This window comes from Actinoplanes sp. NPDC049599 (assembly GCF_044465625.1).
GTDB lineage: Bacteria > Actinomycetota > Actinomycetes > Mycobacteriales > Micromonosporaceae > Actinoplanes.
Genome location: NZ_JBITLX010000016.1, coordinates 77,247 through 90,796, shown reverse-complemented (window position 1 = coordinate 90,796; position 13,550 = coordinate 77,247). Strand labels below are relative to the sequence as shown.

13 protein-coding genes are annotated in these 13,550 nt (G+C 72.2%); 11 read left to right on the top strand and 2 right to left on the bottom strand.

All coding sequences use genetic code 11. The features are described from left to right. Window positions 1–7 precede the first annotated feature (7 nt). Together ACIBQZ_RS26050 and ACIBQZ_RS26045 are read left to right on the top strand one after the other, a co-directional pair. Window positions 8–1,180, top strand: coding sequence for a YcaO-like family protein (locus ACIBQZ_RS26050; RefSeq protein WP_396091397.1), 1,173 nt, complete (start codon window positions 8–10; stop codon window positions 1,178–1,180). Continuing rightward, window positions 1,180–2,496, top strand: coding sequence for a TfuA-like protein (locus ACIBQZ_RS26045; protein ID WP_396091396.1), 1,317 nt, complete (start codon window positions 1,180–1,182; stop codon window positions 2,494–2,496). The genes ACIBQZ_RS26050 and ACIBQZ_RS26045 overlap by 1 nt, the downstream gene beginning before the upstream one ends. Window positions 2,497–2,503: 7 nt before the next feature. Here ACIBQZ_RS26045 and ACIBQZ_RS26040 read toward each other — a convergent pair whose 3' ends face one another. Then, entirely contained in the window at window positions 2,504–3,484 is a 981-nt protein-coding gene (locus ACIBQZ_RS26040) for a LuxR C-terminal-related transcriptional regulator (RefSeq protein ID WP_396091395.1), read from the bottom strand. 419 nt (window positions 3,485–3,903) lie between these two features. Between ACIBQZ_RS26040 and ACIBQZ_RS26035 the strand changes: the two genes are divergently transcribed. The 9 genes from ACIBQZ_RS26035 to ACIBQZ_RS25995 all read left to right on the top strand — a co-directional run bounded on the left by ACIBQZ_RS26035 (window position 3,904) and on the right by ACIBQZ_RS25995 (window position 11,251). Continuing rightward, window positions 3,904–4,044, top strand: a complete 141-nt coding sequence (locus ACIBQZ_RS26035; protein WP_396091394.1) for a hypothetical protein — start codon at window positions 3,904–3,906, stop codon at window positions 4,042–4,044. Window positions 4,045–4,049: 5 nt separating this feature from the next. Continuing rightward, complete coding sequence (locus ACIBQZ_RS26030) at window positions 4,050–4,391, top strand: hypothetical protein (protein WP_396091393.1); 342 nt, start codon at window positions 4,050–4,052, stop codon at window positions 4,389–4,391. Beyond that, complete coding sequence (locus ACIBQZ_RS26025; RefSeq protein ID WP_396091392.1) at window positions 4,388–5,716, top strand: helix-turn-helix domain-containing protein; 1,329 nt, start codon at window positions 4,388–4,390, stop codon at window positions 5,714–5,716. The genes ACIBQZ_RS26030 and ACIBQZ_RS26025 overlap by 4 nt, the downstream gene beginning before the upstream one ends. 99 nt (window positions 5,717–5,815) lie before the next feature. Continuing rightward, window positions 5,816–6,079, top strand: coding sequence for a StsA-related sactipeptide RiPP (locus ACIBQZ_RS26020; RefSeq protein ID WP_396091391.1), 264 nt, complete (start codon window positions 5,816–5,818; stop codon window positions 6,077–6,079). 70 nt (window positions 6,080–6,149) lie between these two features. Continuing rightward, a complete protein-coding gene (stsB, locus tag ACIBQZ_RS26015) occupies window positions 6,150–7,625 on the top strand; it encodes a StsB family radical SAM/SPASM domain sactipeptide maturase (RefSeq protein WP_396091390.1) in 1,476 nt (491 codons plus the stop codon). Further along, complete coding sequence (locus ACIBQZ_RS26010; protein WP_396091389.1) at window positions 7,606–7,887, top strand: PqqD family protein; 282 nt, start codon at window positions 7,606–7,608, stop codon at window positions 7,885–7,887. The genes stsB and ACIBQZ_RS26010 overlap by 20 nt, the downstream gene beginning before the upstream one ends. Before the next feature lie 3 nt (window positions 7,888–7,890). Then, on the top strand, window positions 7,891–9,216 hold the full coding sequence (locus ACIBQZ_RS26005; protein ID WP_396091388.1) for an NAD(P)/FAD-dependent oxidoreductase: 1,326 nt from the start codon (window positions 7,891–7,893) through the stop codon (window positions 9,214–9,216). Beyond that, window positions 9,213–11,009, top strand: coding sequence for a S9 family peptidase (locus ACIBQZ_RS26000; protein ID WP_396091387.1), 1,797 nt, complete (start codon window positions 9,213–9,215; stop codon window positions 11,007–11,009). Before ACIBQZ_RS26005 ends, ACIBQZ_RS26000 begins: the two co-directional genes overlap by 4 nt. A gap of 23 nt (window positions 11,010–11,032) precedes the next feature. Beyond that, window positions 11,033–11,251: a hypothetical protein gene (locus ACIBQZ_RS25995; RefSeq protein WP_396091386.1), complete on the top strand. Its 219-nt coding sequence runs from the start codon at window positions 11,033–11,035 to the stop codon at window positions 11,249–11,251. A 71-nt stretch (window positions 11,252–11,322) separates the two neighbouring features. Here the strand turns inward: ACIBQZ_RS25995 and ACIBQZ_RS25990 are convergent, their stop codons facing one another. Continuing rightward, entirely contained in the window at window positions 11,323–13,536 is a 2,214-nt protein-coding gene (locus ACIBQZ_RS25990) for a M4 family metallopeptidase (protein WP_396091385.1), read from the bottom strand. Between the last annotated feature and the right edge of the window lie 14 nt (window positions 13,537–13,550).

Below are 13,550 nucleotides of genomic sequence, written 5' to 3'. Positions count from 1 at the left end.
AGCGGACATGCCGACGACGACTTCCGCACTGTCCTGGCTCGCCACGGACCGCGACCTGACCACCGTACGGCTGCCGGGCACCAACCGGGCCCGGCCGCCGGCGGCGACCCTGCGGATGGCCCGGGAGGCCGCCGCGAAGGTCGGGGTGACCCGGGTCGCCGACATCACCCGTCTGGACACCCTCGCGATCCCGACCTACCAGGCCGTCCGTCCCCTGTCGCGGACCCTGGCGGTGTCACAGGGCAAGGGGGTGACCCCGGAACTGGCCAAGCTCTCGGCGCTGCTGGAGTCGGTGGAGACCTGGCACGTCGAGCAGCCGATGACGCCGGTGCTGACCGCGTCACCCCGCGAGCTGCGGCACGAGCTCGGCTACGACGTGGCGGCGCTGCCGGCCGGCACGCTCAGCGTGCTGCACGACGGGCTGCCGCTGGAGTGGCTGGCGGCCCGGTCGCTGGCCGACGGGTCCGCCACGCTGGTCCCGCTGCCCACGGTGCGGCTCACCCTGGAACAGCGCTCGGGCTGGAACCCGCCGGCCTTCTTCGAGTCGACCAACGGGCTGGCCAGCGGGAACACCCTGGTCGAGGCGACCCTGCACGCGCTGTACGAGGTGATCGAACGGGACAGCCTGACCGCCGCGGTGCGGGCCGGTGGCGAGCCGGGCGTCCGGGTGGACCCCGGTTCGCTGGGCTCGGTGGTGGTCGACGACCTGTGCGCGCTGATCGCGACCGCCGGGGTCACCCTGGAGACCCGGCTGGTCGCCTCGCCCACCGGGCTCCCGTGCTTCCTGGCCTGGGTGTCCTGCGACGACTACCCGGCCGCCATGTACGGCTTCGGCTGCCACCTGGACGCCGGCATCGCGCTGAGCCGGGCCGTCACCGAGGCCGCCCAGGCCCGGCTGGCCTACATCTCCGGTGCCCGCGACGACCTGCAGGACTCCATCGACCAGCCCGGCGCGGTCCGTCGCCGCGAACCCTCCGGACCGGCCGCGGACCTGGGCCCGCTGCTGCCCGCGCCGACCTGCCACGGCAGCCTGCTGGAAGACCTCGAGGACGTCACGGCCCGGGCGACCGCCGCGTTCTCGTACCCGCCGCTCGTGGTCGACCTGACCCGGGAGGACATCGCCGTGCCGGTCGTCAAGGTGGTGGCGCCCGGCAGCCGGATCTGCCCGGAGGTGCTGTGATGAGCCGATCCACAGTGGTCGTCTACGCCGGTCCGACCGTCTCCGCCGACGAGGTGCACACGGTGCTGCCGGACGCCGAGGTCCGTGCCCCGGTCGCCCGCGGTGACCTGCACGCCGGCCCGTGGCGACCCGGGGACACGGCGGTCCTGATCGACGGCTTCTTCCGGGAGCGCCGCTCAGTGGGCCACAAGGAGATCCTCGGGCTGCTCGGCGCGGGCGTGGACGTGATCGGCACGGCCAGCATGGGTGCGCTGCGGGCGGCCGAGCTGTCGCCGTACGGGATGCGCGGCCTGGGCGAGGTCCACGCCATGTACGCCGGCGGCGAGATCGACGGCGACGACGAGGTCGGCGTGGTGCACGGGCCCGCGGTCATGGGCTACCCGGCCCAGACGGTGGCCCTGGTCAACCTGCGGTACGGCTGCCGCGAGGGGATCCGCCGCGGCCTGATCCCGGCCGGGTCCGCCGCCCGGGTCATCGAGACCGCCCGCGCGCTGCCGTTTGTCCTCCGGAGCTGGCCGGACCTGCGGCGGGCGCTCGGCGGCGCGCACCGGCAGACGCTGGACCTGCTGGACCAGCTGATCGGCACGGGCGAGTGGGACCGCAAACGCCTCGACGCGATGGCGGCGCTGCGCGCGGTGGCTGCCGGCGACCTGCCGCCGGTGCCGGTCACGACCGCGGTGACCACGGGGATCAGCCGCGACCAGGCGCTGAGCCGGGCCACCCGGCGCGAGTACGCCCCGGGCCGGTGGATGTCCGATCTGGACGTGCTGGACGCCGCCCGGCTCTTCGACGAGGACTACCCGCAGGTGCACGCCCGGGCGCTGACCGGCCTGCTGGCGGAGCTCGCCGACGCCGCCGGGGTGTCTCCGGACGGCTATGTCGCGTCCCGGCTCGGCGCGGTCGCCGATCCGCTGCCCGCGGGGCTCGCGTCCTGGCTCACCCCGGCGGAGGCGGCCGGCCTGCCGGGCACCGAGCGGCTGCGGCAGATCATGGTGCGGGTCTGGCCGTCCTGGCAGTCGGTCGACTGGCGGCCGGCCGTGCTGGCCCGGTTGCGCTGCTCGGACAGCTGGGCGCGGTGGTCGGCGATCGTCAGCGAGGCCGACGAGGCGGCCGAGCAGACCCGCTACCGGACGCCGATCCCGCCGCCCGCGCTCTGCGCCAGGATCTTCCTGCGGCACTGGCAGGGCGCCGGCACGACGCCGTTGGTCGAGATGGCCCGGCGCGGCTTCACCGGCGAGGAGGACCTCGGCGGCGCGGTCCGGCGGTTCTTCGCCTACGACGTCCAGCGCACCCGCGCGCGAGCAGCGGCGAGGTGACCGAGGGTCAGTCGAGCAGGCCACGCGCCGCGGCCCGGACGGCGAGCTCGAAGCGGGACTCGGCGTTCAGCCGTCCCATCATGGTGGCGATGGCCCGCCGCACGGTGCGCACGGAGACACCGAGCTGACGGGCCACCGCCTCGTCCTTGGCCCCGGTGGCGAGCAGCCGCAGGATGGCGATGTCGGTCGCGCTGGCCTCGTCCGCCGTGGCGGTGCCGGGGACGGGGCGGCCGTCGCGCCAGTACGCCTCGAACAGCGCTTCCATGGCGCTGACGGTGCTCGCGTCGTGCAGGATCAGCGCGCCCACCGAGCCGTCGCTCGGATCGATCGGGATCGCCGCGACGACGTGGTCGACGATGATCAGGCGGATCGGCAGGGTGGGCACGAGCCGGACCTGGCCGCCGGCGGCGATCAGCTCGCGGGCGTACGCCAGGGCCTGGGGCTCGCTGACGATGGTGTCCAGGTACAGCGTGCGGGTGATCACCCCGCGGGCCAGGACCTCCTGGTCGGGGCGCCGGCTGGCGCGCCGGGCGGCGCCGGAGTCGCGCGCCGGTGGGGCGAACGACAGCACCTCCTGGCGGGACTGGTCCGCCAGCTCCTGCAGACGCTCGCGGACCGCCGTCACGCCCTCGATGCGCTCGGCGGTGGCGTAGGCGCCGGACGGGCTGCGGTCAGGGGCGGGCGCCGCGGTGGGCGCATCGAGGTCCTCGGGCAGGTCGGCCATGAAGTCGGCCAGCATGTCGTAGCTCTCGTTGAGGCTGCGGCGCCGCGCGTCCAGGGCGGCACGTTCCCGCTGGATGATCTGCTGCATGGCCATCAGGGGAGTGGTCGGCACGTAGAACCGGCCCGACTCTTCGTTGCGGCGTACCAGCGACAGGTCGACGAGCTGATCGAGCAGCGCCGCCGCCTCCGGTACGGCCATCCCCAGCCGGGTGGCGAAGCCGTCCAGATTGAGGTCCGGGCTCGTGCGCAGGATCGCGTACGCCACCGTGACCCGATCGTGCGTGGGTGGCTGGCGGTGCAGCAACAGTGCCCCCCATTGCTGATTGGCTGAAATCGATGTCGCGAATTGCATTCTAGACAGCTCGGCCGTCCGGTGGAAACAGGGCCGTTTCGATATTGGGGTAGGTCGAAGGTAATTACCCGTAAGGTTCGTTTACATCCTTTACGTCCAGTTCGGACGGGCCCGGCGTCCGGTCGAATGCACGTGCATTTGCCGACCGGTCGGCGATGTCGGCGTGATGTCCGTACAAGAGGCCGGAAACCAGCTCTTACCGGCGACTTTCGGATGTCCGACGTGGCCGGATGTGGCCTGGCAACTACTTCACGTCAGATTCTGATGACACTTCGTGAGGGATGCGTTTGACTGGCGGCGCCGGGTTCCGGCCCCTTACCCAGGAGGAAAAAATGAAGGTGCTGGTAGTGGCTATTGTGCTCGCCGTGACCTCCGTGTTGGCATTCGGACCGCTGGTGCACGCGGGCACCCATTCCATTCAGCGCACCTTCGAATGGGGTGCGCCCATGACCGTTCCGGGCATTGTCGAATAGGTTCCGTGTATGCCGTCGAATTACGGTTCTCGATCTGTGACCGGTACCGCGCGCCGGCCCCCGGCGTGCTGCTCGCAGGACTGCTGCGGGCGCCGGCGGACCTGTCCGGCCACATCGAGCACGTCCGGGTCCGCCGGCGGTGCGACTGCCTGCACGCGGTCCTGTTCGTGACCGCCGGTTCCGCCCACGAGGCGGATGTCGTATGCGGGGTCATCGGTGTGGTCGCGGCCACCGCCGTGCCCACCGTCCGGTTCACCGGTGTCCGGCCATGGCCGGGTGCCGGCCCGTCGCCGGGCGGGATCCGCCGGTCCGTGGATGAAGACTGCCGTCAGGAAGAGGCACTGTGACCGATATCGTCGCCCCACCGGCCACCCTGCCGGACCGGTCCTTTCCCGAGCTGCTGCGCTCGTACCGGGAACGGGCCGGCCTGACGCAGGGGGCCCTGGCCGATCTCTCGACGATCAGCCCCCGCGCCATCCGCGATCTGGAGTCCGGGCGGGCGAACGCCCGGACCCGCACGATCCAGCTGCTCGCCGACGGTCTGCGGCTGCAGGGCCTGATGCGGGAGCTGTTCATCCACGCCGGGCTGTGCGGCCGGCGGCCGGCGCCGGCCGGTGCCGAGGCCGGACCGGCCGTCCCGCAACCGGTCAACGCCATGCTCGGCCGCGACACCGAGGTGCGCACGATGGTCGAGGTGCTGGAGACCGGGCGGCGGCGGATGATCTCCATCTCCGGGCTGCCCGGGGTGGGCAAGACCCGCCTGGCAGCCGAGGTGGCGGCCCGGCTCGCCGCGCGGCGCGGCTGGCCGGTGCTCTGGCTCGGCGCGCAGCCGCGAACCGGCGACGAAGCCGGCGCCCTCGGCCCGCTGGCCCGGTCGTTGCGCCTGCTGCTCGGCTCGGGTGCGGCCGACGTGTCCCGTGTGGCGCAGGTGATCGGCCGGCACGAGGTGCTGCTGGTGCTGGACGGGGTGGCCGACGTCCGGGCGCCCGCCGGGGTGGCGGAGCTGCTCGCGTACTGCCCGCAGTTGCGGGTGATCAGCACCTCCCGGGCGCCCTGGCACGTGCCCGGGGTGCAGGCCGCGGTGATCTCGCCGCTGGCCACCCCCGGACGGGACTGGGCGGCGGCCGCCTCCGTGGACGCGCTCGGCGGCGTACCGTCGGTGCGCCTGCTGCTGGACCGCCTCGCCGAGGTCCGGCCCGGTCTCGCGCTCGGCGCCGCCGACGTCGGCGCCGCCGCGGAGCTGTGCCGCCGGCTGGACGGGCTGCCCCTGGCCCTGGAAGTGGTGGCCGGGCGGTTCCGGGTGCTCAGCCTGCGGCAGCTCCTCGAGGTGCCGGTGCGGGCCCTGCTGGATCTGCCGGTGCCGCCCCGCTCGGGTGCTCCCGCGCAGACCATCGGCGGGCTGATCGGCTCCACCGTCGCCTCGCTGGGTGACGGGCACCGGACCGTCCTGCGGGAGCTGGCCGGGCTGCCCCGGTCCTGGACGGCGGCGGGTGCGGCCGCGGTGCTGGGCCGGCCGCCGGACGACATGGTGGACGTGCTGAGTGTCCTCATCGGATCCGGCCTGGTCCGCGTCTCGCCCGGCGACCCGGCGACCGACCTGCACGTGCCCAACCTGCTGCGCGCCTTCCTGCTGCCCCGCAGGTGTGCGACCACCTCAGACAACCTCTGGTGAGGCCGGCACCGCAACCCACATTCGTGGGGTTGAACGGCTCACCGGCACCCCGCAGGCTCGATCTCAACCCGACCGTTGCACCGAAAGAGGAGGACAGGCATGGCGTTCAATTCGGCAGATGCCCTGCGCGAAGCCGGCATCCTGGGCGGCACGATGTCGCCCGAGCTCGAGGCGTTCTACAGCAGCCTGACGCAGAACGAGACCGACGTGCTCATCTCGACCCGGAACCGGCTCGCCGCCATCCTTCCGGACGTGGAGGCGCACTCGCAGGACTGGACGAAGCCCGAGGCGACGCAGCAGGGCTTCGACGCCGCGATGCTGTGCGCCTGCGGCGCCTGGTCCGGCTCCGGCTCGAACAAGTAGGTCCGCACACGTCGCGGGTGCGGCCGTGCCAAGCGGCCGCACCCGCGACGGACCGGTGAGGAGGAGACGGATGCGCGAGAGCCTGGCCCAGCGACGCTCGTTGTTCGACGTGCCGAAGGGCCTGACCTATTTCGTTCGCGGCGAGGAGCACCTCGTGGTGAACCCCGAGGCGGGCGCGCGATGCGTCCTCGACCCGGCCGAGTTCGGCGTGCTGCGGGCGCTGGCCGGCGGCGCCGCCCTGGAGGCGACCGCGGCGACCGAGCGCGCCCTGGCCAAGCTCATCCTGTCCTGGCTGGTCTACTTCAACGGCAACCGGCCCACGGTCCGCGTCACCGAGCCCCCGCTGACGATCGCCTACTACGCGATCACCGACGGCTGCAACCTGCGGTGCCCGTACTGCTACGCCTCCTCGGAGAAGTGCCTGCCGGGGGAGCTGACCACCGAGGAGTCGCTGGACCTGGTCACCCAGATCGCCGACTTCGGTGCGAAGACCATCGTGTTCACCGGTGGCGAGCCGATGCTGCGCAAGGACCTGTTCCGGATCGTCGAGCACGCCAACAGCCTCGGTCTGCAGTCGAAGATCATCACCAATGCCACGATGATCCGCAACGCGCACCAGGCCAAGCGGTTCGCCGAGCTCTTCACCGCCGTCACCATCAGCATGGACGGCGGCACCGCCGAGACCCACGACCGGACCCGGGGCAAGGGCGCGTTCGCCAAGACCTACCAGGCGCTGCGGCTGCTCAACGAGGCCGGCGTCGCCCCGGCGATCAACCACATCGTCACCTCGGACAACGTCGACGAGCTGGAGGACTTCGCGTCCTTCATGACCGGCATCGACGTGCACAGCATCCGGCTGATGAACCACAACGACCTGGGCCGCGGCAAGGGCGACAACTACGACTTCGGCTGGAGCGACCACCTGCGGGTCCAGCAGATCGTGTGGACCTCACCGGCCGCCGGCAAACTGCGCCCGGACGGCCCCAAGCCGGTGACACCGTGCTCGGTCAAGGGCAACTGCGGCATGGGCGGCAACGAGATCTACGTCAACTCCCTCGGTGACGTCTACCCGTGCAAGCTGGTCACCGGCGACGCCGACCACGCCGGCAACATCCGCCGGCAGCGGCTCACCGAGATCTTCGCCAGCCCGGTCCTGGCCGGCATGCGGCGCAGCACGGTCTACGGCGGTGACTACCACGCCGACTGCGACAAGTGCTACATCAAGGCGGCCTGCGGTGGCGGCTGCCGCGCGGCTCACATGTCCGAGTCCGGCGACCTCAAGCGCAACAGCCGGCACCTGTGCCGGATCCTGCGGCACGGCGTGGTCACCCAGCTGTGGCAGGAGAGCGGGGTCCCGCTGGCCGAGATCGCCGACCACAACCTCGAGATGACCGTCCCCCGGCTGGTCGCCGGCGGTGACGTGCACCCCGTGTTCGACCAGTGGCAGACCTGGGAGCCGTCGCCCGAACGCGCGGCCAAGGTCCGCAAACTGCTGCCCATCATGCCGGTACCGAGGAGGTCGGACGTTGTCCCTGCACATCAGTGAATCGGTGATCTGGAACGAGACGGCGGGAGGGGTCTCGCTCTACCACACCGACACCGGCGAGTTCCTCACCCTCAACGAGACCGGCGCGCAGATCTGGGTCCTGCTGGCCGCCGACGGTGACCGCGAGTCGGTCATCAACCGGCTGTGCCTGCTGTTCGGCGGGCCCAGCACGACGATCAGGAACCGCATCCGCGCCGATGTGGACGCCTTCATCGACGACATGATCCGGGACGGGCTGCTCGCCGAGAGCGTGGCGGCCTGAGCGATGACCAGAGCGGTGGTCCTCGGCGGGGGCTTCGCGGGCGTGCTGGCGGCGAACGTGCTCGCCCGGCACACCGGCGACGTGGTCCTCATCGAGGGTGCCCGGTACCCGCAGCGGCCCGGACCCCGGTCCGGCCTGCCGCAAGCGTTCCACAGCCACCTGCTGGTGACCGCCGGCGCCCGGGCCCTGGACACCCTGCTGCCCGGGGTGGTGGACATGTTGCTCGCGGGCGGCGCGCACCGGCGCGGGCTGCCCGGCGACTCGCTGATCCGCAGCGCCGAGGGCTGGTTCCGGCGCTACGACACCGGGGCCTACCTCATCTCCTGCAGCAGATGGCTGACCGATTGGGTGGTGCGCCGCCGGGCGCTGGCCGGCCGGGCCGTCCGGGTGTGCCAGGGCACCCAGGTGATCGGCCTGACCGGTGACCCCGCCCGGGTGTCCGGCGTGGTGGTCCGCGACGCCGGCGGCGGCGTCACGACGCTGCCCGCGGACCTGGTGGTCGACGCCACCGGCCGCCGCTCCCGCGCCGGGCACTGGCTGGCCGGCCTCGGCGCGGCCGGCGTCGACGAGGTCAGCATCGATCCGCACCTGGCCTACGCCACCCGGATGTACCGGGCGCCCGGGGACGCCGACCCGGCGACCCCGGCCGTGATGATCCATCCGGACCCGGCCGCCGCGCTGCCCACCGGGGGCACGCTCTTCCCGATCGAGGACGGCCGGTGGATGGTCACCCTGGTCGGTCCCCGCCCGCCCCGCGACCCCGCCGGCTTCACCGCCCGGGCGTACGGGCTGAGCAGCCCCGTCATCGCCGAGCTGATCGCCCGCGCCGAACCGGTCGGGGACCTGCGCCCGTTCCGTGGCACGGTGAACCGGCGGCGCTTCTACGAGCGCGGCCCCCGCCCGGACGGCCTGGTGGTCCTCGGCGACGCGCTGATGGCGGTGAACCCGGTCTACTCGCACGGCATGTCGGTCGCCGCGATGAGCGCGCTGCGGCTGGCCGCCGAACTGGACCGGCACGGCACCGACGCCGCCGTCGCGCCGCTGCTGCAGACCGCGATGGCACAGGAGTCCGAGCGGTCCTGGCAGCTGGCGACCGGCCCCGGCGGGCCCGGGACGACCGGCGGCGCCGGACCGGCCCGGGAGCTGATCGCCCGCGCGACCCTGACCAGCCCACGGCTCATGACCGACCTGTTCCGCGCCCAGACGCTGCTCGCCCCCGCGGCCCACCGGCCCCCCGCGGGCGGCGGACCACCGCTGTCGGCGGGGGAGGCGATCGCGCAGTTCCCCGAGCTTGCCGCGTCCGTCACCGGCGAAAGGACATTCCGTTGATACCCCGCACCGTGCTGTTCGGCAATCCGGCCCGCCTCGCCCCGGAGATCTCACCGGATGGGCAGCGCCTGTACTTCCTGGCCCCCGACGACGGCGTGATGAACGTCTGGTCGGCGCCGCTGTCCCGGCCGGAGCAGGCCGAGCCCGTCACCCACGACCGCGGCCGCGGCATCCGCACCTACGGCCTCTGCCACGACGACCGCACCCTGTACTACCTGCGCGACGTCGACGGCGACGAGAGCTGGCGGCTGTACCTGCTCGACCTGGACACCGGCGCCGAGCGGTGTGCGACCCCCTTCGACGGGGTGCAGACCCGGGTCCTGGCCCACAACCGCTGGCACCCCGGGACCATGGTGATCGGGCTCAACCGGGAGCGCCGCGATCTGCACGACGTGTACCTGCTGGACCTGTCCACCGCCGGGCTCACCCGGGTCGCGGAGAACCCCGGATACCTCAGCTGGGTGATCGACACCGAGCTGCGGGTCCGCGGCGGCACCGCGATGAACGCCGGCGGGGGCATGACCGTCCACCTCGACGGCGAGCCGTGGCTCGACGTGCCGTACGAGGACGTGCTGGGCACCCGGGTGATCGGGTACGCCCGCGACGGCGCCACCCTGTACCTGCTGTCGTCGATCGGTGCCAACGCCAGCCGGCTCTTCGCGGTGGACGTGGCGACCGGCCACCGCAGGCTGCTCGCCGAGGACCCCACCTACGACGTCAAACAGGTCGAGCTGGACCCGGTGACCCGGGTGCCGCAGGCGGTCGTGTTCGCCAAGGACCGCGACGAATGGGTGTTCCTCGACGAGGACTTCGCCAAGGACGTGGACCGCATCCGCGCGGAGCTGATCCTGCGCGGCGTCGACGCCGAGGTCTACGTCGAGCGCACCGAACGGTCCGGCGAGCGGTGGATCGTCTCCGTGGTCCGCGGCGACGGCCCGGTGCAGTACCACCGGTACGACCGCGCCGGCGGCCGGCTCGACTTCCTGTTCACCCACCAGCCGGAACTGGACGGCCACCAGCTCGCCCGGATGGAACCGTTCGTGTTCACCGCCCGCGACGGCGTCGAGGTGCACGGCTACGTCACCTGGCCGCACGGCGCCGAGCGCCGCGCGCTGCCCGCGGTGGTCAACGTGCACGGCGGTCCCTGGGCGCGCAACTCGTTCTGCTTCGACGAGGAGGCCCTCTGGCTGGCCGACCGCGGCTACGCCTGCGTCCAGGTCAACTTCCGCGGCTCGACCGGTTACGGCAAGCACTTCCGCAACCTGGGCGCCCGCCAGTGGGGCGCCGCCATGCAGGACGACCTGCTGGACGCGGTGGCACACCTGACCGGGCCGATCGACGCGGACCGGGTCGCCATCATGGGCTGCTCCTACGGCGGGTACGCCGCCCTGGCCGCCGCGGCGTTCACCCCGGAGGTGTTCCGCTGCGCGGTCGACCTGTGCGGGCCGTCGAACCTGCTGACCCTGCTCGCCACCGGGGCGCCGTACCGGTCGCCGTTGCGGGCTTTCATGAACGCCCAGGTCGGCGACCCGGACCGGGACCAGCACCTGCTCTGGGCGCGGTCGCCACTGTCGCGGGCCGGTGACATCCGGATCCCGGTCCTGGTGGTGCAAGGCGCCAACGACGTCCGGGTCACCCGGGCGGAGTCCGAGCAGATCGTCGCGGCGCTGCGGGACAACGGCCAGCCGTACGAGTACCTGCTGTTCCCCGACGAGGGCCACGGCCTGGTCCGGCCCGCGAACCGGGAGACCTACTACGCCGCGGTCGAACGATTCCTGGCCGAACACCTGTGACCGCCACCCGGAGGAGCCCGCACATGACCGCCAACGACACCAGCCGCACCTGGGGCAGCAACCGCACCTGGGGCAGCAACCGCAGCGGCGGCGACGCCGTGTACGGCCTCGGCTTCATCGGCGCCCTGATCTACTATCTCGGCCACGCCGACGGACTGTGGTCGGGGGTGCTGGGCGTGCTCAAGGCGTTCGTCTGGCCCGCGTACCTGGTCTACGACCTGCTCGCCTCGCTGCACGGCTGACCCGGGCGACCGGCAGGTGGGTGGAGGGCGATACCCGCCCCACGGGAGGTGGGACGGGCATCGCCGGGGCGTCAGAGAGACAGGGTCCAGCCGGTCAGTCTGCCGGTGTCGATCGCGGCGGCGTCCTGCACGCGCAGGGTCCAGGTGCCGTTCGCGGTCTCGCTCGTCAGGTTCACCGGGTAGGCCCGGTCGATGTTGTCGGTGCTGCCGCCGGTCCGGTTGTGCAGAACGTACGCCGAGCCGTCGGGTGCGACCAGGCTGACCACCAGGTCGCCGATGTACGTGTGCTGGATGTGCACCTCGACCGTGCTCGCATCCGACGGGGTGGCCGCGCACGCGGTGAGCGCGACCGTGCTGGTCACCGTGGTGTTGTCGGGGATGGCGACCGCCGTGCTGCTGGTGGCGGTGCAGGCGGCGACGCTGCCCACCGTCACGGTCAGCGCCTTGGAGCGGGTGATCGAGGGTGCGACCGCGCTGATGGTGACCGGTGCGCCGGCCCGCCCGGCGTTCTCGGCGGCGCTGATCGTGATCGTGGTGGACTCGCCGGCGGTGACGGTGGCCGGCTCGAACGAGATCGTCACGCCGCTCGGTGCGGTGCCGGCCGAGAAGGTGATGGGCTCGGCCTCGCCGTTGACCAGTGCGGTGGTCGCCGTGATCGTGGTCGATTCGCCGGGGCCGACGGCCGCGGTGGCCGCCGAGAGGGTGAGCGAGAAGTTGTTGCCGTCGAAGCACTCCTCGTCGTTGCCGGCCACGTTCACCGAGGTCCACGCCGCCTGCACGGCCTTGTACTCGGTGCCGCAGAGGCCGTAGAGGTCGGTGGCCGCCGCGAGGGTGTACGCGCGGGCGGTGTTCGCCGGATTGGCGGTGTTCACGTAGCTGGTGTTCGAGACGAAGTACGCGTCCAGCGCCCGGAACCAGATCTTCTCGGCCTTGTCCCTGCCGATGCCGGCGACGGCGTCCGCGGTGCCGCAGACCGGCGAGGTGCCGTACGGGGTGACGCCGCTGCCCTCGGCCAGGTTGAAGAAGAAGTGGTTGGCCACGCCCGAGGAGTAGTGGACGTCGACGCCGCCGGTGGAGGTGGACCAGCAGCTGTGCGAGCGGCCGTCGAGCGCCGGGTTGGCCATATAGCGCAGCGGCGTACCGTTGCCGTTGATGTTGATCTTTTCGCCGATGTCGTAGTCGCCGGCGTCCTCGGTGCTGTTGGCGTAGAACTCGACCATGCTGCCGAAGATGTCGCTGGTGGCCTCGTTCAGGCCGCCTGACTCGCCGGAGTAGGTGAGCCCGTTCGGTACGACGTTCTCGGTGACGCCGTGGGACATCTCGTGCCCGGCCACGTCCAGCGCCACCAGCGGCTTGGTGTTGCCGCTGCCGTCGCCGTAGGTCATCTGGGCGCCGTCCCAGAACGCGTTCACGTAGGCGTTGCCGTAGTGCACGCGCGACGGCACGCCCCGCCCGTCGCCGAAGATGCCGTTGCGGCCGTGCACTGTCTTGAAGTAGTCGAAGGTCACCGCCGCGCCGAAGTGCGCGTCCACCGCGGCCGACTGCCGGTCGGTGGGAGCGCCGGTGCCCCAGGTGTTGTCGTCATCGGTGAACGTGGTGCAGGTGCCCGAGGTGCGGTTGTTCATGTCGCAGGTGGAGCCGCCGCCGCGCACCGGGTCGACCAGCGTGTAGGACGCGCCGGACGCGGTGGATTCGATGGCGACCTCGCCGGCGTAGACGCTGTTGCCCGTGCCGGCGATGTTCTCGATCTCGTCGTAGGAGCCGACGACCGCGCCGGTCAGCGCGTCGGTGATGACGTGGAACACCGACGGCGTCTGCTTGTCCGGCGCCCAGCCGCTGATCACCGTCTCGTAGGAGAGCTTGCCGAGGCCGCTGGTGGCATCGACGAAGAGCTCGGGCTTGCCGGTCCTGGTGACAGTGCCCCGGAACTCGTTCTTCGCGGTGGCGGTTGCCGCGGCGGTGCTGACCGACGGTTTGGTGCCGAGACTGAGCGGCTTGGTCAGGCCGACCGAGGACGCCGCGTACGTGCCGTCCGGCTTGGTGCGGATGACCAGGTCGCCGCCGACGACGCGCAGGCCGTCGTAGGTGCGGGCGTAGCGGACGATCCCCTTCTTGCTGCTGTGGATCGCATAGCGGTCCTTGGGTGACTTCTTGATCGCCGGTCCTGCCTGGTCGAGCAGCGACGAGCCCGGGGTGACGGGCGCAGCCGTTGCCTCTGTGGCGGTGGCCACCAGGCCCCCACTGGCCAGAACGATGGCACCGGCCAGCGCGACAGCAAATCTCACGTGTTTCCTCCCCA